The 20144-nt window shown below is 64.4% G+C and carries 23 protein-coding genes and 1 pseudogene; 15 read left to right on the top strand and 9 right to left on the bottom strand.

The features are described from left to right. Window positions 1-16 precede the first annotated feature (16 nt). The 3 genes from RFM40_RS30130 (at window position 17) to RFM40_RS30120 (ending at window position 2578) form a co-directional block, all read left to right on the top strand. Window positions 17-721 (top strand): ROK family protein, encoded by a 705-nt coding sequence (locus RFM40_RS30130; RefSeq protein WP_320278792.1) that lies wholly within the window; start codon window positions 17-19, stop codon window positions 719-721. Window positions 722-910: 189 nt separating this feature from the next. Further along, window positions 911-1369 (top strand): Ros/MucR family transcriptional regulator, encoded by a 459-nt coding sequence (locus RFM40_RS30125; protein ID WP_320222500.1) that lies wholly within the window; start codon window positions 911-913, stop codon window positions 1367-1369. Between the two features lie 108 nt (window positions 1370-1477). Next, window positions 1478-2578, top strand: a complete 1101-nt coding sequence (locus RFM40_RS30120; protein ID WP_320278791.1) for a pyridoxal phosphate-dependent aminotransferase — start codon at window positions 1478-1480, stop codon at window positions 2576-2578. Between the two features lie 16 nt (window positions 2579-2594). Here RFM40_RS30120 and RFM40_RS30115 read toward each other — a convergent pair whose 3' ends face one another. Continuing rightward, window positions 2595-3038 carry a lysozyme inhibitor LprI family protein gene (locus RFM40_RS30115; protein WP_320278790.1) on the bottom strand — a complete coding sequence of 148 codons (444 nt, stop codon included), beginning with the start codon at window positions 3036-3038 and terminating at the stop codon, window positions 2595-2597. Window positions 3039-3200: 162 nt separating this feature from the next. On the opposite strand from RFM40_RS30115, the gene RFM40_RS30110 reads away from it, so the two are divergent. Further along, window positions 3201-4283 carry a transporter substrate-binding domain-containing protein gene (locus tag RFM40_RS30110; RefSeq protein WP_320278789.1) on the top strand — a complete coding sequence of 361 codons (1083 nt, stop codon included), beginning with the start codon at window positions 3201-3203 and terminating at the stop codon, window positions 4281-4283. Window positions 4284-4525: 242 nt separating this feature from the next. Beyond that, complete coding sequence (locus RFM40_RS30105; RefSeq protein ID WP_320278788.1) at window positions 4526-5764, top strand: MFS transporter; 1239 nt, start codon at window positions 4526-4528, stop codon at window positions 5762-5764. 66 nt (window positions 5765-5830) lie between these two features. On the opposite strand, the gene RFM40_RS30100 is transcribed toward RFM40_RS30105, so the two are convergent. Beyond that, window positions 5831-6061, bottom strand: a complete 231-nt coding sequence (locus RFM40_RS30100; RefSeq protein ID WP_320226814.1) for a hypothetical protein — start codon at window positions 6059-6061, stop codon at window positions 5831-5833. 121 nt (window positions 6062-6182) lie between these two features. Here RFM40_RS30100 and RFM40_RS30095 point away from each other — a divergent pair. From RFM40_RS30095 to RFM40_RS30085, 3 genes and pseudogenes are all read left to right on the top strand, one after another. After that, a pseudogene (locus RFM40_RS30095) lies at window positions 6183-6392 on the top strand (MFS transporter); the annotation flags it as partial. A gap of 324 nt (window positions 6393-6716) precedes the next feature. Then, a complete protein-coding gene (locus tag RFM40_RS30090; RefSeq protein WP_320278787.1) occupies window positions 6717-7409 on the top strand; it encodes a hypothetical protein in 693 nt (230 codons plus the stop codon). Window positions 7410-7493: 84 nt separating this feature from the next. After that, complete coding sequence (locus tag RFM40_RS30085) at window positions 7494-8150, top strand: YfbU family protein (protein WP_488259963.1); 657 nt, start codon at window positions 7494-7496, stop codon at window positions 8148-8150. A gap of 101 nt (window positions 8151-8251) precedes the next feature. Here the strand turns inward: RFM40_RS30085 and RFM40_RS30080 are convergent, their stop codons facing one another. The 6 genes from RFM40_RS30080 to hemC all read right to left on the bottom strand — a co-directional run bounded on the left by RFM40_RS30080 (window position 8252) and on the right by hemC (window position 14282). Then, window positions 8252-8968 carry a glutamine amidotransferase gene (locus tag RFM40_RS30080; RefSeq protein ID WP_320278786.1) on the bottom strand — a complete coding sequence of 239 codons (717 nt, stop codon included), beginning with the start codon at window positions 8966-8968 and terminating at the stop codon, window positions 8252-8254. A 14-nt stretch (window positions 8969-8982) separates the two neighbouring features. Then, complete coding sequence (locus RFM40_RS30075; protein WP_320226817.1) at window positions 8983-9459, bottom strand: tellurite resistance TerB family protein; 477 nt, start codon at window positions 9457-9459, stop codon at window positions 8983-8985. A 33-nt stretch (window positions 9460-9492) separates the two neighbouring features. Then, entirely contained in the window at window positions 9493-11061 is a 1569-nt protein-coding gene (locus RFM40_RS30070; protein ID WP_320226818.1) for a heme biosynthesis protein HemY, read from the bottom strand. Between the two features lie 10 nt (window positions 11062-11071). Next, entirely contained in the window at window positions 11072-12544 is a 1473-nt protein-coding gene (locus RFM40_RS30065; protein WP_320278785.1) for a COG4223 family protein, read from the bottom strand. A 99-nt stretch (window positions 12545-12643) separates the two neighbouring features. Next, on the bottom strand, window positions 12644-13357 hold the full coding sequence (locus tag RFM40_RS30060; RefSeq protein ID WP_320278784.1) for a uroporphyrinogen-III synthase: 714 nt from the start codon (window positions 13355-13357) through the stop codon (window positions 12644-12646). 1 nt (window position 13358) lies between these two features. Continuing rightward, entirely contained in the window at window positions 13359-14282 is a 924-nt protein-coding gene (gene hemC / locus RFM40_RS30055; protein ID WP_320226821.1) for a hydroxymethylbilane synthase, read from the bottom strand. A gap of 229 nt (window positions 14283-14511) precedes the next feature. Here hemC and tsaD point away from each other — a divergent pair, with 229 nt between their 5' ends. The 6 genes from tsaD (at window position 14512) to RFM40_RS30025 (ending at window position 18637) form a co-directional block, all read left to right on the top strand. Then, window positions 14512-15597, top strand: coding sequence for a tRNA (adenosine(37)-N6)-threonylcarbamoyltransferase complex transferase subunit TsaD (gene tsaD / locus RFM40_RS30050; RefSeq protein WP_320226831.1), 1086 nt, complete (start codon window positions 14512-14514; stop codon window positions 15595-15597). Further along, window positions 15594-16613, top strand: a complete 1020-nt coding sequence (locus tag RFM40_RS30045; protein WP_320226822.1) for an NAD(P)H-dependent glycerol-3-phosphate dehydrogenase — start codon at window positions 15594-15596, stop codon at window positions 16611-16613. Before tsaD ends, RFM40_RS30045 begins: the two co-directional genes overlap by 4 nt. An 18-nt stretch (window positions 16614-16631) precedes the next feature. Continuing rightward, on the top strand, window positions 16632-16928 hold the full coding sequence (locus RFM40_RS30040) for a YciI-like protein (protein ID WP_320226823.1): 297 nt from the start codon (window positions 16632-16634) through the stop codon (window positions 16926-16928). Window positions 16929-17024: 96 nt separating this feature from the next. Next, window positions 17025-17450 carry an EVE domain-containing protein gene (locus tag RFM40_RS30035; RefSeq protein ID WP_320226824.1) on the top strand — a complete coding sequence of 142 codons (426 nt, stop codon included), beginning with the start codon at window positions 17025-17027 and terminating at the stop codon, window positions 17448-17450. Beyond that, window positions 17405-18109 (top strand): class I SAM-dependent methyltransferase, encoded by a 705-nt coding sequence (locus RFM40_RS30030; RefSeq protein ID WP_320226825.1) that lies wholly within the window; start codon window positions 17405-17407, stop codon window positions 18107-18109. The genes RFM40_RS30035 and RFM40_RS30030 overlap by 46 nt, the downstream gene beginning before the upstream one ends. Before the next feature lie 102 nt (window positions 18110-18211). Beyond that, window positions 18212-18637 (top strand): DUF1761 domain-containing protein, encoded by a 426-nt coding sequence (locus RFM40_RS30025; protein WP_320226826.1) that lies wholly within the window; start codon window positions 18212-18214, stop codon window positions 18635-18637. Between the two features lie 37 nt (window positions 18638-18674). Here RFM40_RS30025 and gcvA read toward each other — a convergent pair whose 3' ends face one another. Continuing rightward, window positions 18675-19601: a transcriptional regulator GcvA gene (gcvA, locus tag RFM40_RS30020; protein WP_320226827.1), complete on the bottom strand. Its 927-nt coding sequence runs from the start codon at window positions 19599-19601 to the stop codon at window positions 18675-18677. 133 nt (window positions 19602-19734) lie between these two features. Between gcvA and RFM40_RS30015 the strand changes: the two genes are divergently transcribed. Beyond that, window positions 19735-19989, top strand: a complete 255-nt coding sequence (locus tag RFM40_RS30015) for a hypothetical protein (RefSeq protein WP_320226828.1) — start codon at window positions 19735-19737, stop codon at window positions 19987-19989. The last annotated feature ends 155 nt before the right edge of the window (window positions 19990-20144 follow it).

Below are 20144 nucleotides of genomic sequence, written 5' to 3'. Positions count from 1 at the left end.
TTTCGGAGGCAACGGGATGGCGAAATCAACAAAACCGGCTGCGACGAAGGGCGGGCAGGTCGTGCTCGCCATCGATGTCGGCGGCTCGCGTGTGAAGATCCTCACCAGCACCGGCGGCGAGGTGCGCCGCACCGAATCCGGACCGGGCCTGACGCCGCAGCGGGTGGTTGCTTCGGTGAACGAACTCGCCGAAGGACTGAGCTACGACGTCATCTCGATGGGCTATCCCGGTCCGGTGCGGGACAACAAGCCTTCACTCGATCCCTTCAATCTCGGCAAGGGCTGGAACGGCTATGATTTCAGCGCCGCTTTCGGCAAGCCGGTGAAACTCGTCAACGACGCGCTCATGCAGGCGATCGGCAGCTACGAGGGCGGCCGTATGCTCTTTCTCGGCCTGGGCACCGGCCTGGGCGCCGCGATGATCCTCGACAATGTCGGGCAGCCGATGGAGCTTGCCCACCTTCCCTACCGGAAAGGCTTGAGCTTCGAGGACTATGTCGGCGAGCGCGGCTTGGAAAAGCACGGGAAGAAAAAATGGCGCAAATACGTCTTCGACGTCGTCAACAGGCTTCGCGCCGCCTTGCAGCCCGATTATGTGGTCATCGGCGGCGGCAATGTCGACAAGCTCGATGAATTGCCCGAAAAATCCAGGCGCGGCGACAACACTCGCGCCTTCGAAGGTGGATTTCGACTGTGGCGCGACAAGGCGCTGATCGTCTGATATTGCTACATTTCAGTATAGTTGTTCAAAATAACGTGTAACCGCGCGACTGATCGTTGCGCCCTGCACATTTGCCGACTAGGAATTCGCCGGCCTGCCGCGCCATGCGTCTTCCCCGGCGCACGAAGGACGCGGCAGCTGCTCTCACATCCCGATTTTCGCGGCCATGCGGCATAGAGGAGGAATTACGTGGACGAGGACACCAACACAGCCAAGGAAGAAGTCGACCTGCTCGAGCTCACCGCTCACATCGTGTCGGCCTATGTCGCCAAGAACCGGCTGCCCGCTTCTGGCCTGGGCGAACTGATCGCCAGCGTCGCTTCCTCGATCGGTGGGATCAGCCAGCCGGCGGAGCCCCCCGCACCCCCGCCCGTCCCTGCCGTCAACCCCCGGCGCTCGGTGACGCCGGACTACATCATCTGCCTCGAGGACGGAAAGAAGTTCAAATCGCTGAAGCGCCATATCGGCGTGCATTTCGGGCTGTCGCCCGAGGCCTACCGCACCAAATGGGGCCTCCCCGTGGACTACCCGATGGTCGCACCCAACTATGCGGCTTCGCGTTCGCAATTGGCCAAGTCGATCGGCCTCGGCCGCAAGGCCGAAGCCGAACCGGTCAAGAGGGGCAGGAAGGCCAAGGCCTCCGCCTGAAGCGTCACCTGCCTGCACCAACGGTTCAAGAAGCCTGCCGGCGAATCCGTCTTGGCAGGCTTCCTGCTTTTGTGGCTTGGATACCCAAATTTTGTGGGGAGCACGGCCATGAACTACGCAAGGATGGTGATCGAGAAGGAAGCACCGGAGGAATACGGCTACGACCGCATCCGCTACAATCTTTCCGAAAGCTCGATCACCGACCAAAAACTCTCCGACATCGGTCTCTCGCTGCCCGACCTCATCTTGTTCTACGGCGAGCATCGCGGTGAGAAGGAACTGCGCGCGCTGATCGCCGCGCAGGACAATGGGCTCTCGCCGGGCGACGTGCTGGTGACGGCGGGCGCCGCCGGCGCGCTGTTCATCATCGCCACCTCGCTGCTCTCGGCCAGCGATCATCTGGTGGTCGTGCGGCCGAACTACGCCACCAACATCGAGACGCCCAAGGCGATCGGCTGCGCCATCTCCTATATCGATCTCGATTTCGACGAGGGCTTCGCGATCGACGTCGAATGCGTCGCGGCTGCCGTTCTGCCGAACACCAGGCTGATCAGCGTCACCTGCCCGCACAACCCGACCGGCACCATGATGAGCCGCGCCGATCTCGACGCGCTGATCGCGCTTGCTGAGAGCCGGCATTGCCGGCTGCTGGTCGACGAGACCTATCGCGATCTCTCCTATGGCGAGCGGCTGCCTTCGGCGGCATCTCTCAGCCCAAGCGCCATGAGCGTCTCTTCATTGTCCAAGGCCTTCGGCATCCCGGGCATCCGCATCGGCTGGCTGGTTACCAGGGACAAGACCCTGCAGGAGACGTTCCTCGCCGCCAAGGAGCAGATCGGCATCTGCGGCAGCGTCATCGACGAGGCGATCGCGCGCGAGATGCTTAAGCGCCGCGACGCCTTCCTGGCGTCGCTGCTGCCGGAGATGGCGAAGCGGCGCGACATTGTGCAATCCTGGATCGACGGCGAACCGCTGGTCGACTGGGTGCGGCCGCAAGGCGGCGTCGTCGGCTTTCCGCGGCTGAACGTCGATCCCGGCTTCGACCTCGACCGCTTCTACGCCAGGCTTCTGGACGAGCACGGCACCTATGTCGGCCCCGGCCATTGGTTCGAAATGCCGAAGCGCTTCTTTCGCGTTGGCTTCGGCTGGCCGAAGGAGACTGAATTGCGCGGCGGGCTGGCTGCCATCTCGGCTGCGCTGAGAGGCTGAGCCATTTGCGGGCGTTTCAGTTCGTTGACGGAACGGGGCAGCTCAGATCGCCTTCCCGGCAATTCAGGCAAGCCTCGAAGTTTTTGACGCGGGGTTGCGTCAAGCTGTCCCTGCACATCAAGGCGAGCATGGGGGCCATGCTTCCTCCGGCCGCTCCCGCAGCCTGGAAATTGCATTTTGCGTCGCGGAATTTGATCCAGTCCTGCTGCGCCTGGACAAAAAGCTTCTTGGTATCCGCGTCGTCCTTCAGGCGGGCTTCGATCTGCTTGTAAAGCGCGTTGAGCTTCTTGTCGGATTTCCTGAACGAGGCATCGGCGCACCGATTCAAGCTGGCCTGATCCTTGGCATCGGCGCAATTGTCCCCGGCAAAGGCGCCATCGCTTGCATCTCGATATATTGTCCTGGCACTTTCGAAGCAGGCCACCCTTTGCGCGGAGCGGAATAAACGCCGCTCACCCATTCGGGTTCTTCGATGCTGACGCGGGCCCTATGGAGGCCAACCGCACCGTCCTGTTTCTGTCCTTCGGCAAGTCCGCAGGAACTGGCCGGCGATTTTCAACGTTCCGGTTCTCATGAACTCCATCGGTCGTCCTCGGCTGACAAGAAAAGGATCGCTACACGGATGTGGTGCAGGCTAGCCGGCGCTTTCGCCCTGCTTCTGGCGCTGTTTTGGCCGCAGATTGCCGCCCAGGCCCAACAGCCTTCCGCGCCGCTGAACGTTGGTGTCTTCGTCAATCCTCCTTTCGTCATGAAGGATGGCGGACGGCTCACCGGCATGGCAGTCGATCTTTGGGAGGGTCTCGTCCCGAAACTGGGCCGCCAGTACCGCTATGTCGAATTCCAGACGGTCCATGATCTCGTCGAGGCCACCGCCTCCGGCAAGGTCGACGTGGCGGTCACCAACCTCACCATAAACCAGTCCCGCGCTGAACGGGTCGACTTCACCCAACCCTGGTTCGACGGCGGTATGCGGATCATGACCGGCACGGATCAGGGAAAGGGCTTCGGCAATCTGATCGAGGGGCTCAGCGATGCCGGTTTCCTGAAGGCCTATGCCTGGATCGGCTTGATCATCATGGCTGCCACGGTTCTGCTCACTTTCTTCGACCGGCGGTTTGACGCGGCGTTCCCCAGGCGGTGGCGCGACGGCATCGCCGAGAGCTTCTATACAGTGATGTCGGTCGCGACATCCGGCAAGCCGCCGTCGCGAAAGAACCTGTTCGGCTGGATCGGACGCATCTGGCAAGGTCTGTGGCTGGTTTGCGGTATCGCCGTGCTTGCCTACGTCACCTCGTCGGTCACGAGCGTGATGACGACGCTTTCACTCACCAACCAGATCAACGGCATCGCCGACCTCACCGACAAGACGGTCGGCGTGCTGACTGGTACGGTCGAGGAGGATTTTGCGCAACACGAGGGCTTGCAGACGCAGACCTACGCCGGTCTCGATCGCGCCGTCGACGGGTTGGTGAATGGCCAGGTGACCGCCATCATCGCCGATGCGCCGGTTCTCGAATATTATGCCTACACACATCCCAATCCGCCGACGAAAGTGGTTGGGCGCCTATTCCAACCGGACAAGTATGGCTTCGCCCTTCCGCGCCAGAGCCCCTGGACCCGTCCGCTGACGATAGAATTGCTCGGCGCCCGCGACGCAGGTGAAATCGATGAGCTTCGGACCAAGTACTTTGGAGCGCCTCATTAAGGCCCGATTCGCGACTGGGTGGCTAACCACTTCGGCAACTCGACCTGCGGCCCGATCGCCGCTCTCGCAGCGCCGTGGCCGTGAATATCGTGCGCGTTCGATGGAACAAGCCGCAAAATCCTTCATCCAGCGCGGATTTTTTACGCGCGCTGCAAGACGAACTGGGCTAAGGGTCTGCGGTCGGACCAGCGCCCGCCGTGGAAGTGCCCCGCCGGCGGATGCCGCAACGGGGCCCTTGAACCATGACCATCGAAACAACTTCACCTGAACAGCGCTACGCCGCCTTCCGTCACCGACCGTATCTCAGCTACTGGACGGCGCGCTTCCTCACCACTTTCGCCACCCAGATCGTCTCTGTCGCCGTCGGCTGGCAGATCTACGACCTGACGCGCAATCCCTTCGACCTCGGCATCGTCGGCATCGTCCAGTTCCTGCCGTCGCTGCTCCTGGTGCTTGTCACCGGCGTCGTCGCCGACCGCTTCGGCCGCCGCCTGATCATGACGTTGTCGTCGCTCGTCGAAGCCGGCTGCGCGCTCGCTCTCCTGCTGTTGGCGCTGCGCGGGCTTGGCGGCCCGCTGCCGATCTTCGTCGTGCTCGCCATGTTCGGCATCGCCCGCGCCTTCTACGGGCCGGCATCGTCCTCGCTGGTCGCCAATCTCGTGCCGCCTGAGCATTTCGCCAACGCCATTGCCTGGAACTCCTCCGCCTGGCAGACGGCGACCATCGTCGGCCCGGTCGCCGGCGGCCTGCTCTACGGGCTCTCGGCGGAGATCGCCTACGCTACCGCCGCTATCCTTATGCTTGTCGCCGCGCTGCTCGTCTTCACCATTCCCAAGCCTGCCCAGCAGACGGCGACCGACAAACCGACGATGCAGACGCTGTTTGCCGGCTTCGGCTATATCTGGAGCGAGAAGATCGTGCTCGGCGCGATCTCCCTCGACCTCTTTGCCGTGCTTCTGTCCGGCGCCTCGGCGCTGCTGCCGGTCTATGCGCGCGATATCCTCGAACTCGGTCCCTGGGGCCTCGGCCTGCTGCGCTCGGCGCCCGGCATCGGCGCCATCGCCGTGGCGATCTGGCTCGCCGGCCACCCGATCCGCGACCATGCCGGCAAGATCATGCTGGGCTTCGTCGCGCTGTTCGGCGCCTTCACCGTTTTGTTCGGCGTTTCGACCATCACCTGGCTGTCGATCGCAGCCCTTGCCATGCTCGGCGCCACCGACATGTTCAGCGTCTATATCAGAGAGACGCTGATCCAGCTCTGGACCCCGGACGAGGTGCGCGGCCGCGTCAATGCCGTCAACCAGGTCTTCGTCGGCGCCTCCAACGAGGTCGGCGAATTCCGAGCCGGCACCATGGCGGCGCTGATCGGCACCGTGCCGGCGGTTGTGATCGGCGGCATCGGCGCCGTCGCCGTTGCCGGCCTGTGGGCCTGGCTGTTCCCGCCGCTGCTGCGGGTACGGCACCTGAATAGCCGGAACTGATTATGCGCCGGACCTAACCCGCTGGGGGCTGCGCCGGCGACGAACGAGATAGGTCTGGAGCAGTTTCTACTCCGAAAAGCTCACGCTAACGCCGCGCTGCCGAAAATAGGCCTGCATCAACTTGCGGCCGGAGCGGTTGTTCTGCGCCAACTTGGTCGGATCGAACACCGCCTGTTTTTTCCCCTCTCGTGTCAGCGCTGCCTTGAGTGCCACGATATGGGCATCGATGTCGGCATTGTCCGCTCGGAGTGAGGCATAGATATTTTCGGTCGCCTCGGCCACGGTCAGTTCTTTCACAGGTATCGTCCTTTGATTGATTGGGCGGCGACTTAGCACAGATTGCGGCTCCGTCGATACCGACGGGACCGCCGGTGCACTGCGCCGGCGACGAAGGACGATGCATTCGCCATCTCAGGGCGAGGTGCGCGGCCGCGTTAACGCCGTCAACCAGGTCTTCGTCGGCTCCTCCAACGAGGTCGGCGAGTTCCGCGCCGGCACCATGGCGGCGCTGGTCGGCACCGTGCCGGCGGTGGTGATCGGCGGCATCGGCGCCATCGCGGTCGCTGTATTGTGGGCGTATCTGTTCCCCGCGCTGCGGCAGGTGCGGCACCTCAACAGCCGGAACTGATTGGACGCTGGATCCGATGCTCGGGACAATTTGGCTGCGCCGAGAACGGCTGGGATAGGGCCGAAAGCGGACTGGCAGTACCTGCTGTGCGCGGACCCGACCTTCTCTCTGACCATGGACGTCGTCGGAGTAGTCATGGTTTCGAATAGCTTTGCGGACCAGTTTTTGGCAGACTTTTTGTGGCTCTTGGGTCAGCATTCATGTTGAGGATCAATCCAGACATATTGTTTGTTCAGTGCGGGTAGCATTGGATCGCTCCATGTCTCCGCGAATGACACAGGCGATGTCGGAGTCATCCGGGTTAGTTCGCATAAGGAACCATCTGTGATTGAGACCAAAGGGATCGTGCTGGACGACCTGCTCGACCTGGTTGGCCGGCTGGACCGCATCCGTGCTATCGCACTCGATATCGAACGCGCCCCGGATAAAACCTACTCCCCCCTCGGCAGCTTCCTCGCGCCGGTCGAATGGTATTCGCTTGCTGCGGTGACGAAATCGACGTCGAATGCACATGCCTTCTGCACTCTGGTCGAGGGCCGGAATACGATTGCCGCTATAGCCACCGTTCGTATGCAGATCGAGGCTGCGATGCGTCTGTACGGTTTGACATTAGTGGACGACGTTGAGGCCGCTGGCGCACATCTGATGGCCGGGAATAAGTTCGGGCAGCTCAAGTCGCGCGAAGGAGTAAGGCTGGCTGACAAGGTGCTACACGAAGCGTTGTCGTTTGAATATGCGTGGGTAACCGAAGCCTACGAGGACACATCGGCCTTTGTCCATCTCGACGGTGAGAACATCAAATCGAAGCTAGTCCACCTGGAAATGGGCGCCTTTTTTAACCTGTCCGGAGTCGATGCGAAGCGGCCGGAGGCAGCCTATTTCCACCTCGCCGACACCTTCTTCGTCGCCCTCAGGATGACCAAGGATATCCTGCTCGATTTCTTGAGAACGCGCCCTCAGGCGCAAGAGCGCGCTGAACGACTGGCAGCATTCCGTCGTGAGCTTGGTGAGAAATAGAGGCCTTAGCGAATTCACTCCAAAACAGAACGGATCGAGCTTCGCCTCGAACCTGAAATAATCGAACGGTTGGATGAGTGGAGGATGGCGCAGGGAGACCTCCCAACGCGATCCGAAGCTATCCGGCGTCTGCTCGACGACAAACTGGAAGAGCATACGAAGGAAGGATTCAGACTCAACAACACCGACAAGCTGACTATCTGGATGCTATCCGAGATACTGAAGAACCAGATTAAGGAGCGCGGCAATCAGCGCGACGCCCAATACGACATGAAGACCGTAGACTTGGTACAGGAGGCGATCTACGGCGGGCACTTCTGGGCTCTGCTCTGGGAAATGACCGGCGTTATGCACGATCACGTCGATGACCCGAAGAAGGTCCGGACGGTCGTCGATATCCTCGACATGTGGAACTTCATCGAGACTGCCTATCAGGGCTACACTGATGAGGAGAAAAGGGCTGTCGAGGCAGCAGTTGGCATTTGGGGAAAGGATCCCAAATTCCACGGCTTCGATGGAAACAATGAGACCGAGTACATGGGCATCGCGAGGTTCTTGGTGGAGAAGCTTGGGCGGTTCCAGGACTTTAAGGGCCGCGACTTCAACTCGCACTCACCCACGGTCGCTCGCTATATAGGTATGGCTCGTAGGTTCCAGGACATCCGCAAGAATCTTATCGGCCGAGAGATGTCGTCCGGCGAGATGATCGAGGTGCTAAGGCTCGAATCTGGGAGGCGATAGCCTGAGGAGATTATGACTTTGGTAGCGCTTCTGGCGCAATTGAGATTTACAGCGTGGTCTTCGGGTCAAACCCGGCCGGTTTAGGGCAATTGGCTTTTACCCTACCCCACAGCCGGCCTGCCAAAAATCAGGCTCAAAAACTCGCCGAGCCAGCGCTTGAGGTGGATGTCCCAGATCAGCCTGCCGCCGAGATGGTCGCGGCCGGGCTGGGCGCCGGGCAATTCGAAGCGATGCGCGCCGCGCACCACCCAGCGCTGCATCATCACCCTGGTCAGCTCGCCGTGGAACTGGATGCCCCAGGCATTGTCGCCATAACGGAAGGCCTGGTTGGGATAGGTTTCGGCGGTCGCGAGCAGCGTCGCGTCCTTCGGCAATGAAAAGCCCTCGCGGTGGAACTGGTAGACCATCTCCGGCCAGTGCAGCAGTTTCTTGCCGGCCTCGGTCGCCTTCAGCGGATACCAGCCGATCTCGACCAGCCCTTCGCCATGGCCTTCGACCTTGCCGCCGAGATGGTTGGCAAGCATCTGCGCGCCGAGGCAGATGCCGAGAAACGGCCGGTTTTCCTTGAGCGGGATTTCGAGCCAGGCGGTCTCGCGGCGGACGAACTCGTCCTCATCGTTGGCGCTCATCGGCCCGCCGAAGATAACCGCGCCGGCGTGGCCGTCCAGCGTTGAGGGCAGCTCCTCGCCGAGCGGCGGCCGGCGGATGTCGAGGTCAAAACCTTCTTCGAGAAGCATGTGGCCGACGCGGCCGGGGCTCGACGTCTCCTGATGCAGCACGATCAGGATTTTTGGTCTCGGCCTCGGTCTGGGTGGCATGGGCAGGCGAGGTCCTATTCGTCGCTCGACGTTCCGCGCGCATCGGGCGCTTCGGCCGCTGCCTTGCGGCGCGCCTCGATGCGGTCCTGGCGCTCGACGCCGATCAGTTCGGCGACGCGCCAGACGGTATTGTCCTCGAGCTCGTGCAATTCGCCGTCGGCGTAGACGATCTCCCACATCAGGCCGATGAAGGCCTTGCGCGCCTCGGCATCGAGATGGCGCTTGAGCACGCTGGTGAAGGCGTAGAGGTCGATCGCCTCGTTGTCGGCGCGCTCACCGGCGGCCGCCAGCGCGTCGAGCTCGTCGCCGCTGATCGAATAGGTCTCGGCCAGGATCTCCTTGAAGCGCTCCCACTCGACATCCTGGCGCACGCCGTCGGCATTCATCACATGATAGAGCAGCGCCGAGGCCGCGACGCGCGGATCGTCGGCGCTCGGCTTGGCTTCGCCAGCCGGCAAATCCCTCAGGAAGGACAACACGCGTTCGAACATCGATACCTTTTCCCTGTTCGCCAAAACCGGACCTCAAAACAAACGAAACCGGCGCGGCGATTTTTCCGCCTGGTCTTCCGGCGCGACGCCCGGATCGTCGGGCAACCGCGGCGGCTCCGAAGCCTGCTCGGCGGCCGCGCCATCGCCCAAGGCGGCCGCGATTTCCTCCTCCATGCCGTTCGACGCTTCGGCAGCCGGCTTCGTGGCCGATGCATCGGGGACAATGTCGATTGCTTTCTCGGCCGGCACGGCCGGCGGCGCGGCAGAAATTGCCGGCAGCGCGACGTCCGTCTCGCTCTCGATCAACTGGCCAAGCCGCTCCATGGGCGCGCGCCAGGTGAAGGCGTCCAACTTGCCGGTGACCGGCGACACCGGCGCCCAGCGTTCGGAGACGACGCCGTCGGCGACCCAGGCCGGATCGCGCGGCGCCCGAACCGCCTTCGACAGCAGCTGCCGCACCTTGCCCTGATCGCCGGTTTCGGCCTCCTCGATGTCGGCCAGAAGCAGATAGGCGCCCTCGCGGCGGTCCATGCGGATCGCGGCTTCCGCCTCGCGCCTGGCGGTTGAGAAATCCTGCGCGTCGAGCGCGGCGCGCGCCACGGCCATAGAAGACTCGGCGTGGTTCTTCTTCATCTCCTGCAGCTTCTTTGCCCGGTTGAGGCGGTCGAGCACGGCATCGCCTGGCCTTGCATGGGTGTAGAGCTCGGCGATGTCCGGATGCGGCTCCGCCCGCCAGGCCGTCTCCAGGACCTTGGAACCCTTGCGAACGTCATTCTGCCGGAAAAGCACATTCGCGGCGATCACTGCCGCCGGCGCGAAGTCGGGCGCCAGCTTGTTGGCTTCGAGCGCCGCAGTCCGGGCGGCATTCGGATCGCTGTCGGCCAGCGCCTGCGCCTTGGCCGTGAGCAGCACGGCGCGGCGCCGGTTGGCAGCGTCGCGCTCGATCTGGCGGGTGGACTTCTGCGCCTCGACCAGCTTCAGCGCGCCGTCCCAGTCGCCACGTTCGGTCAGCTCCTCGAGCGTCGATTCCGCCGCCCAGGCAAGCTGCGGCGCCACAGCCGCGGCGCGGCCGGCATAGTGGCGCGCGGCGTTGCGGTCGCCCAGACGCTCGGCTTCGAGATAGAGTCCGCGCAGGCCAAGCAAGCGCATTTCCGGGTCGTCGATCATACGCTCGAACTTTTCCCGCGCGCCCTCATGGTCGCCTTCGAGCAGCGAGGCTTGCGCGTCGAGCAGGTTGATCAGCGGCTCCTGGTCGGAGCGGATCAGCTTGGCCGCTTCCTTGGTCTTCTTGCGCGCCAGCGCGCCGTCGCCGGCGCCCGCCGCTATCATGCCGGTCGACAGCGCCTGGTAGCCGCGGTCGCGGCGGCGCACCCTAAAATAGCGTGAGATCGTATAGGGGCTGTTCCACAGCGACTTTATCAGCCACCAGACGATCATCACCGCGGCGACCACGCCGACGATAGCCACCGCCGCCACCATCAGCGTGACCTGGTACTGGTAGCCGTTGAAGGTGACGATCATCTCGCCCGGACGGTCGGCCAGCCAGGCAAAGCCGAGCCCCAGGGCGAAGACGACGGCGAGGAAGACGAGGATGCGGATCATCGAATGGTCCTCACGCCTTCGTCGCGCCGGCAATCAGCGCTTCGATCTGGTTTTCGACCTCGAGCCGCGCCTTCAGTTTGCCGGCAAAATCGGCGCCAGCCGCCTTCGCCGCATCGGGCAGCGTGTCGTATTCGGCGAGCGCCTTGGCATAGTCGCCCTGGTTGACCGCCACCTCGATGCGCGCGACGGTTTCCGGCGCGCCCTTGCCTTCGACGGCGCCCACCGGCCGCACCTTGACCAGCGATTCGGCGCTCGACACCAGGCTCTGGAAGAAGCCGGCATTCCGGTCGACGGGCGTCGCCGCCTCGACCATGGCGTTGGCGGCGGCGTCGACCTCCGAGGCGAGCGTGGCGCGCGTCGGCACGCCCTTCTCGGCATAGGACCGCAGCACCGCGATCTCCGGCGCGTCCGGCGCGATCGCGGCGAAAGTGTCGAGCTCGGTCGCAAAGGGCGCGCCGCGGTCGAGCGCAGCCTTCAGCGCCGAGGCGGCAATGGCGAGCGCGATCTTCGGCTGCGAGGCCTGCGCCTCGACCTTGCTCGACAGCTGCTGCATCGACTGTTCCAGCCCCGCGATCCGGCCGTCCTGCGCCTTCGCCGCGTCGCCGGCCGATTTCACCAGCGCGTCGAGCCCGGCGAGCTTCTCGTTGAGCGGGCCGAGATCGACGGGCGCGGCACTGCCGGCCCTCTGCAGGTCGGCGACCGCCGTCTCGATCTGGCCGACCTTGTCGTTGAGCGCCTTGAGCGCGGCGCCATCGCCGCTTTGCCCGGCCGACGATTTCAGCGCCGCGATATCCGACTTCACCTGGTCGAGCGCCGAGGACAGGCCATCGACCTTGGCGGAGGCGCCGGCGTCGCCTGTTTCCTTCAGCGCCCCGATCTCGCTCTTCAGCGAGGCGATCTCGCCAGTGACGCCGTCGAGCTGCGCCCCACTGGAGGCCGGCGAGCCGAGCAGGCCAACCGCCTGCAGAAGGCCGGCGCCGGCAAGCGCTATCACGCCGCCGATGACACCGGCTGCGATGGTGCGCACGCCGGCGCGTCCGGATGGCGACGTCCCACGATCGTCGTCCCGGCTCTCGCTCGGCTTCGGCGCCGAGGCGGCGGAACTGGAACCGGTCGCCGACGCGTCCTCGAAATCGTAGCCGAAGCCCTTTGGCTCGCTCTTCGGAGTCTCTGAACCTCCGGGATAGGGCGCCTCCGCCTCATCCTTGCTCGTGGCTTCAGATTCGCCGGTTGCGCCCTGGGCCGCGTCGGCGTGTTCCCACGGCTCGATGTCGGCCTGCTCGGCATGGATCGGCTCTTCCGGAACTTCCGGTTGCGAAGCGGAGGCCGCTTCCTCCGCCTTCGCCTCGTCGGTTGGTTCCGTATCGGTCTCGGTCTTGGCGGCATCCTCTTCGGCGATTCGCGAGACGGCGCCGGGCTCGAGCTCGATCGTCACCGGCTCGCGGCGACTCCTCGAATGTCGCGTCTTCGGCGTCTTGACCATGCTTGGGCTCCGCGAACTGGCTTGTGGATGGTTCGAAGGGTCTAGGGGATGCTCTAGCACATCACCAAGCGGTGAAAAGGGGCGGTGTGATGACGCGGCTCAGCGCGGCAGCGACAAAAGCGCCAGCAGAGCGTCCTCGTCGGGTTGCGAGGCAATGCGGACCTTTTGCCCGCCGACCTCGGCCAATGCCTTGGCGACACGGGCGGACAGCGCGAGGAATTCCGCGGTTTCGAACAAACCACGCAAGGCGGGCCGGCGGATCAGCGGGCTCAGCGCCTCGGCGGCCCTGGCTGAGTAGACCAGCACCGCGTCGATGGGCTTGTTCGAAAAGCGCGCGACGATCTCTTGGTCCGAACAGGCAAGCCGAGCCGTGTCATAGGTCTCGACCGCATGGAACCGTATGCCGGCCGCCGCGAGCCGCTCCTCGAACGCTGGAAGGCGCACACGGCCGCAAAGATAGACCATCTCTTTGCCTGCGAATTCGTTACTTATCACGCCGGCCAGCGCTTGGGCATCGCCCGGACCTTCGGAGACGGACGTAAATCCGGCCGCACGGCAGGTTTCGGCCGTCCTTTTCCCGACCGCATGGCAAGGCAAGGCGGCAAGCGCCGCGATCAACGCTTTCGGCGCATGACGAACCGCGTTGGCGCTGGTGACGGCGACCGCGACGGCGGTAGGAAAGACGCTTGCCTCGACCGGCAATGCCGTCGTTTCGGTCAATGGCAGCACAATGGGTTGAAAACCCCGGGCTTCGAGCCGCCGGGCCGTGCGCGAGGCGCCCGGCTCCGGCCTCGTCACCAGGATGCGGATCATGTCAGGCCCAGCCGTCGAAGAATTTTGCGCCGGCCTTGGCGCGCACCGTCCGCGCGGCTTCCGCGCCTATTGCCGCCGCGTCCTGGGCCGAGCCGTCCAGTTTGACCTCATGCGACTCGGTGCCGTCGGGCGAGATGATCAGCCCGGCGAAAGCCAGTTTTTCGCCCGATATCGTCGCATGGCCGGCGATCGGCGTGCGGCAGGAGCCGTCGAGCGCGGCGAGGAAGGCGCGCTCGCAGGCCAATGCCTGGCCGGTCGGCGCGTCGCGGATGGCCGCCAGCATCTTTTCCACCGCGCCGTCGCCGATGCGGCTTTCGATGCCGATCGCGCCTTGGCCCGGCGCCGGCGGGAAGACATCCAACGGCATCAGGTCGGTGACGACGCTCTCCAGCCCGAGCCGCTTCAGCCCGGCATAGGCGAGGATGGTGCCCTCGGCGACGCCCTCATCCAGCTTGCGCAGCCTCGTCTGCACGTTGCCGCGGAACATCACCACGTCGAGATCCGGCCGCATCCGGCGGATCAGCGCCTGGCGCCGGAGCGACGATGAGCCGACCCTGGCGCCGCGTGGCAGTTCGACGATCCGTTTCACCGTCTTGCCGATGAAGGCGTCGCGTGCGTCCTCGCGCGGCAGGAAGGTGGAGAGCTCCAGCCCATCGGGCAGCAGCGTCGGCATGTCCTTGGACGAATGCACGGCGATGTCGATGCGGCCGTCGAGCAGCGCTTCCTCGATCTCCTTGGTGAACAGGCCCTTGCCGCCGGCTTCCGACAGCGGCCGGTCCTGGATGCGGTCGCCGCTGGTCGAAATGGGCACCACTTCGAACGCCTCTTCGGCAAGGCCGTGCGCCTTCATCAGCCGCGCCCGCGTCTCATGCGCCTGGGCGAGCGCCAGCGGGCTGCCGCGTGTTCCGATTTTCAAAGTTTGCATGGCGCGCGGTCCGTGATAACCCCCGGGGCGATTTCGAGGTCTGCCGAGATTCAGGTCAGGCCGAGCCGAAAATGGTGGATTTCGAGAACCCGAGCGGAGCGTACTTTTGGGTACGTAAGCACCGGAAGCGCAGAAAACCGCCATTTGCAGGCCGGCATCACCTGAATATCGACAGACCTCCTATATAGGAAAGGCCGGAGACACAATCTTCGAGGACAGCGACGAATTGATCCGCGTTCTGGGCATTGAGACGAGTTGCGACGAGACGGCGGCCAGCGTGGTGGCGCTGGACGGCGCTTCCGCGCCCGAGATCCTGTCCAATATCGTGCTCAGCCAGATCGAGGAGCATGCGGCCTTCGGCGGCGTCGTGCCCGAGATTGCGGCGCGTGCCCATGTCGAGGCGCTGGACGGCATCGTCGAGGCGGCGCTGGCCGATTCGGCCGTATCGCTCGACGAGGTCGATGCCGTCGCGGCCACGGCAGGACCGGGCCTGGTCGGCGGGCTGATCGTCGGACTGATGACCGCCAAGGCGATCGCCGCCGCCGCGAACAAGCCGCTGATTGCCATCAACCACCTCGAAGGCCACGCGCTGACCGCAAGGCTGACCGACGGTCTCGATTTCCCCTATCTGCTTTTGCTCGTCTCCGGCGGCCACACCCAGATCGTCGCGGTGCGCGGCGTCGGCGACTACCAGCGCTGGGCGACGACCATCGACGATGCGCTGGGCGAAGCATTCGACAAGACGGCCAAGATGCTCGGCCTGCCCTATCCCGGCGGCCCGAATGTCGAGAAGGCGGCGGCGAGCGGCGATGCCGGCCGCTTTGCCTTCCCGCGCCCGATGAAGGGCTCGGCGCAGCCGGATTTCTCCTTCTCGGGGCTAAAGACGGCGGTGCGCCAGGCAGCGACGGCGATCGCGCCGCTCAGCGACCAGGACGTCGCCGACATCTGCGCCTCCTTCCAGGCGGCGGTGGCCGATGCGCTGGGCGACCGTGTCGGTCGCGCGCTCGCCCGTTTCCGCAAGGAATTTCCCGACAAGGCTAGCCCTGCGCTGGTCGTCGCCGGCGGGGTGGCCGCCAACCGGACGATCAAGGGCACGCTTGAGGCGCTCTGTTCCGAAGCCGGCTTCGCATTCGTCGCGCCGCCGCAGAAACTTTGCACCGACAATGCGGCGATGATCGCCTGGGCCGGCATCGAGCGGCTGCGCGCCGGAATGGCGGGCGAAAACGCGGCCGGCTTCGTGCCGCGCTCGCGCTGGCCGTTGGACAGCGTTTCCGCTCCCTTGGTCGGCTCTGGCCGGCGCGGTGCCAAGGCATGACCAAGAAAAGCACGACCAGCAGGAGGCCAGCGAGCGGCTGGCGGGTTGCCGTGCTGGGCGGTGGCGCCTGGGGCACGGCGCTGGCGCTGGCCATGCTGCGCGCCGGCCATTTCGTGCGGCTTTACGCGCGCGACAACGAGACTGTCGCCGCCATCGATCGCGGCGAGAATCCGCGCTACCTGCCGGGCATCGCAATCGAGCCCGGCATCGTCGCCACCAGCGATATCGCCGCCGCGCTCGACGGTGCGAATTGCGTGCTGGCGGTGACACCGGCGCAATCGCTGCGCGCGATGCTGGCTACCGCCGAGGGCGATGTGCCGAAGGGCGTGCCGCTGGTTCTCTGCGCCAAGGGCATCGAGCGCGACACCGGCGCGCTGCTGTCGGCGATCGTCGAGGAGAGCCTGCCGAACAACCCGGTGGCAGCCCTTTCCGGCCCGAGCTTTGCCAGCGATGTCGCGCGCGGCCTGCCGACGGCCGTCGTCGTCGCCGCCCGGAATGGAGAATTGGCGGCCGAGCTTGCCGCGCGCTTCTCGGCCGAGAACCTGCGCTGCTATTCCAGCGACGACCTGATCGGCGTCGAGATCGGCGGTGCGCTGAAGAACGTCTTTGCCATCGCTGCCGGCGCCGTGACCGGCGCCGGGCTCGGCGCCAGCGCCCAGGCCGCCATGGTGACGCGCGGCTTCGTCGAATTGCGCCGCATCGGCGCCGCCTTCGGCGCCAGGCCGGAGACGCTGATGGGGCTTTCCGGCCTCGGCGACCTTTTGCTCACCTGCTCCTCGGCGCAGTCGCGCAATTTCGCCTATGGCCTGGCGCTCGGCCAGGGCAAGCCGCTTGCCGGCCTGCCGCTCGCCGAAGGCGTACCGACGGCAGGCATTGCCGCCCGCATCGCCGCCGAACGCCAAATCGAGGCGCCGATCATTTCCGCCGTCGCCGCCATCCTCGACGCCAAGATCACCATCGGTCAGGCCGTGACGGCGCTGATGACGCGCCCGCTCAAAACCGAAACCGACATCTGAACCATCGGAGTTTTGAACATGCTGTTTGCGTTGATTTGCAAGGATAAGCCCGGCAGCCTGCAGCTGCGTATCGACACGCGGTCGGCGCACGCGGCCTTCCTGGAAGGCCTGATCAGCGAAGGCAAACTTGCCTTTGCCGGGCCCTTCCTCGACGCCGACGGCAAGCCCGACGGCAGCCTGGTGATGATCGAGGCGCCCGACATGGCCGGTGCGCAAGCCCTGGCGGCCACCGATCCCTATGCCAGAGCCGGCTTGTTCGAAAGCGTCGAAATCCGGGCGTGGAACTGGGTCTTCCAGAAGCCCGCCGGCGCATGATCGTTCGCTTGGCGCTCCCACTCCCCCTGCGAACGGGGAAAGGGTAAGGGTAGCGCGAACGCTTCATCGTGGCGAAACGGCAATGGGACAAGTGAGATGAATTACTGGCTGTTCAAGTCCGAACCCTCGGTCTTTTCCTTCGAGGCGCTGAAGGCCAAGGGCAAGGCCGGCACGCAGTGGGACGGCGTGCGCAACTACGCGGCGCGCAACAACATGAAGGCGATGCAGATCGGCGATCTCGGCTTCTTCTATCATTCCAATGAAGGCCTCGACATCGTCGGCATCGCCGAGGTCTGCGCGCTCGCGCATCCCGACACCACCACCGACGACCCGCGCTGGGAATGCGTCGACATCCGCGCTTTCAAGGACGTGCCGAAGCCGGTGACGCTGGAACAGGTCAAGGCCAATCCGAAGCTTGCCGACATGGCGCTGGTCCGTCTCGGTCGGCTTTCCGTGCAGCCGGTGACGCCGGCCGAATGGAAAGAGGTCTGCCGCATGGCGGATCTCAACCCGGCGCCGTGAAACGGCTGACGCCAAAAACCGCGAAAAGATTCATCCTCGACAACACGGCGCTGATGGCGCCGCCGCATGTGCCGGAAGTGCTGCTGCACCTGGCCGACGAGGCGCATGACCTGTGGCTGCGCACCGAGGAGGAACTGGCCGAGATCGGCCTGCCGCCGCCCTTCTGGGCATTCGCCTGGGCCGGCGGCCAAGGACTGTCTCGATACGTGCTCGACCATCCGGCGACGGTGCGGGGAAGACGCGTGCTCGATTTCGCCTCCGGCTCCGGCATGGTCGCCATCGCCGCCTTGAAGGCCGGCGCGGCTGAAGTGATTGCAGCCGACATCGACCCTTTTTGCGAGGCGGTGATCGCGCTCAACCTGGAAGCCAATGGCGTGAAAGCCGAATTCCTGGATGCGGACTGCATCGATACGGATGACGGCTGGGATGTCGTGCTCGCCGGCGACGTCTTCTACGACAAGCCGCTGGCGGACAGGCTGATGCCATGGTTCACGAGCTTGAAGGCGCGCGGCGCCGACATCCTCGTCGGCGATCCCGGCCGCGCCTATCTGCCGAAGAAAGGGCTACAATCGCTCGCCGTCTACCAGGTGCCGGTGACGCGCGTGCTGGAGGATGCCGAGATCAAGCGCACCACTGTCTGGCGCTGCGGTCCCGCTTGACGCCGCCGGCGAACAGGGATTCCATCGGCCTATTCAATTCATGCATGTCGTTGTCTCAAACCGCTCGCACTTTTGAGCGACATGCGTCGGGGAGGGGATTTCATGGATTTTTCGGTCGTGAATTGGCTGGCGGTGATCGTCGCTGCTATCGTCGCATGGTTGTTCGGCGCCGTCTGGTACATGGCCCTGAGCAAGCCCTGGCTGCAGGCGGCGAAACTCGATCCGGCGACGATGAAGCGCTCGCCCGTTCCGTTCATCGTCAGCTTCATCGCCGAACTGGTGATGGCGCTGATCCTGACGCTGGTGGTCGGCGCGATAACCGGAGGCGAGCCGAGCCCGGTCGCAGGATTGCTGTTCGGCTTCGTGCTCTGGCTGGGCTTCGTCGCCACCACGCTTTCGGTCAACCACCGCTATGAAGGCTTCGGCTGGAGCCTCACCCTGATCGACGCCGGCCACTGGCTTGGCGTGCTGCTGATCATGGGTGCGATCATCGGCTGGTTCGGCGCCCCGGCGGCGCCGGCGGGCTAGAGCAGTTTTAGCCAAATACGAATAGCGGTTTCGGGCATCACGCCGCGGCTGCGTCTTTCGCCACCTCGTCGAGAAGCCATTCACGGAAGGCAATGACGCGCGCGTCGTCCTTCACCGCTTCGGGGTAAACCAGGAAATAGGCGAACTCCGGCGCGACCTTGATGCCGAGCTCGAAGGGCCGGATGAGCCTGCCCTCGGACAGATCGTTGGCGACCATGGCGAAATCGGCGAGCGCGACGGCAACGCCGTCGAGCGCCGCCTGGACGACATCCGTCGAGGTATCGAACACGATGGTCCGGCTGTCGTCGAAATCATCGACGCCGGCCGCCGCCATCCACATGCGCCAGTTCGGCCATGTGATACCCTGGCGGGACCATTCGATGTGGGCGAGCGTGTGATGGAAGAGGTCGCGCGGCTCGTTCAGCGGCGGTCCAGTCCGCAGCAGAGCCGGACTGCAAACAGGAATGATGACGTTCTCGAACAGCCGGTCCGCGCATAGTCCCGGATATTTGCCGGCGCCGAACCGAATGCCGACATCGACATCATCGCGATCGAAGTCGCGCAGCTTGGAGGCGATGTCGAAGCGCAGCTCGATGCCCGGCCGCTGCCTGCGGAAATCGTCGACGCGCCGCATCAGCCATTTGGTCGCGAACTGCGCGTCAAGCGTGATCTTGAGCAGCGCCGTGCCTCTAGTCATTTTGCGCGCGCGGGTAACGGCACGACCAAGCAGGTCGAGCGCATCGATCGAGGCCTCGAACAGAACGTTGCCCGCTTCCGTCAGCCGGATGGTGCGGCTGGTCCGCGTGAACAGCACCAAATCGAGCTGATCCTCGATTTCCTTGATCTGGTGGCTGACCGCCGCCGGCGTCAGGCCGAGCTCGTCGGCCGCGCGGGTGAAATTGAGGTGCCTGGCCGCCGCCTCGAACGTCCTCAGCGCGCGTGTTCCCGGCAGCAGGCGGGCCATTGGACTATCTCCAAATAAAACTTGATGATCGAACAAGAACTACTCGTTTCCCGTTTGTTTTTCAATCCGACAAGATTGCAGCATCGAAGCACCATCAAACCGGATTTGATGTCCGGAGAACACGGAAAAAGCCATGACCGAGATCGTTCTCAAGTCCTGCACCGCCCCGAAACCCCGCTCCGGCGCCGCCCTTTGGCTGCGCGCCGCGATCGACTGGTTGCGTCAGGCGCGGGTCGCCACCCGGCTTCCCAACGAGTCCATCGAGAATCTCTCCGACAGCCAGTTGCGCGACATCGGCGCCGAGCGCCGCGACGTCACCAAGGCAATGGACCGGGAGCTTGGCCGGATCGGATTGCTGGATTCGGGGTGGCAGCAGCCGCGGAGGTAGGGGAGTAAGGCAGTAGGGCAATACGGCAGTAGGGAAGAGAGCACCTACTGCCCTACTGCCCTACTGCCCTACTGCCCTACTGCTGGAATGCACCCCAAAACTGAGACAAGGATATAAGGGACAGTCCTGAGAGAGGGACTGATGCCTCAAAGACG

Source organism: Mesorhizobium captivum (genome assembly GCF_033977165.1).
Taxonomy (GTDB): Bacteria; Pseudomonadota; Alphaproteobacteria; order Rhizobiales; family Rhizobiaceae; genus Mesorhizobium; species Mesorhizobium captivum.
This window is presented reverse-complemented; position numbering and strand designations above follow the sequence as displayed.

What these genes read in the sequence shown, in the direction of transcription:
- RFM40_RS30130 (WP_320278792.1), top strand. Translation starts at nt 17, where the DNA reads ATGGCGAAATCAACAAAACCGGCTGCGACGAAGGGCGGGCAGGTCGTG.
- RFM40_RS30120 (WP_320278791.1), top strand. Translation starts at nt 1,478, where the DNA reads ATGAACTACGCAAGGATGGTGATCGAGAAGGAAGCACCGGAGGAATAC.
- RFM40_RS30115 (WP_320278790.1), bottom strand. Translation starts at nt 3,038, where the DNA reads ATGGGTGAGCGGCGTTTATTCCGCTCCGCGCAAAGGGTGGCCTGCTTC.
- RFM40_RS30110 (WP_320278789.1), top strand. Translation starts at nt 3,201, where the DNA reads ATGTGGTGCAGGCTAGCCGGCGCTTTCGCCCTGCTTCTGGCGCTGTTT.
- RFM40_RS30105 (WP_320278788.1), top strand. Translation starts at nt 4,526, where the DNA reads ATGACCATCGAAACAACTTCACCTGAACAGCGCTACGCCGCCTTCCGT.
- RFM40_RS30085 (WP_488259963.1), top strand. Translation starts at nt 7,494, where the DNA reads ATGGCGCAGGGAGACCTCCCAACGCGATCCGAAGCTATCCGGCGTCTG.
- RFM40_RS30080 (WP_320278786.1), bottom strand. Translation starts at nt 8,968, where the DNA reads ATGCCACCCAGACCGAGGCCGAGACCAAAAATCCTGATCGTGCTGCAT.
- RFM40_RS30075 (WP_320226817.1), bottom strand. Translation starts at nt 9,459, where the DNA reads ATGTTCGAACGCGTGTTGTCCTTCCTGAGGGATTTGCCGGCTGGCGAA.
- RFM40_RS30070 (WP_320226818.1), bottom strand. Translation starts at nt 11,061, where the DNA reads ATGATCCGCATCCTCGTCTTCCTCGCCGTCGTCTTCGCCCTGGGGCTC.
- RFM40_RS30065 (WP_320278785.1), bottom strand. Translation starts at nt 12,544, where the DNA reads ATGGTCAAGACGCCGAAGACGCGACATTCGAGGAGTCGCCGCGAGCCG.
- RFM40_RS30060 (WP_320278784.1), bottom strand. Translation starts at nt 13,357, where the DNA reads ATGATCCGCATCCTGGTGACGAGGCCGGAGCCGGGCGCCTCGCGCACG.
- hemC (WP_320226821.1), bottom strand. Translation starts at nt 14,282, where the DNA reads ATGCAAACTTTGAAAATCGGAACACGCGGCAGCCCGCTGGCGCTCGCC.
- RFM40_RS30045 (WP_320226822.1), top strand. Translation starts at nt 15,594, where the DNA reads ATGACCAAGAAAAGCACGACCAGCAGGAGGCCAGCGAGCGGCTGGCGG.
- RFM40_RS30040 (WP_320226823.1), top strand. Translation starts at nt 16,632, where the DNA reads ATGCTGTTTGCGTTGATTTGCAAGGATAAGCCCGGCAGCCTGCAGCTG.
- RFM40_RS30035 (WP_320226824.1), top strand. Translation starts at nt 17,025, where the DNA reads ATGAATTACTGGCTGTTCAAGTCCGAACCCTCGGTCTTTTCCTTCGAG.
- RFM40_RS30030 (WP_320226825.1), top strand. Translation starts at nt 17,405, where the DNA reads ATGGAAAGAGGTCTGCCGCATGGCGGATCTCAACCCGGCGCCGTGAAA.
- RFM40_RS30025 (WP_320226826.1), top strand. Translation starts at nt 18,212, where the DNA reads ATGGATTTTTCGGTCGTGAATTGGCTGGCGGTGATCGTCGCTGCTATC.
- gcvA (WP_320226827.1), bottom strand. Translation starts at nt 19,601, where the DNA reads ATGGCCCGCCTGCTGCCGGGAACACGCGCGCTGAGGACGTTCGAGGCG.
- RFM40_RS30015 (WP_320226828.1), top strand. Translation starts at nt 19,735, where the DNA reads ATGACCGAGATCGTTCTCAAGTCCTGCACCGCCCCGAAACCCCGCTCC.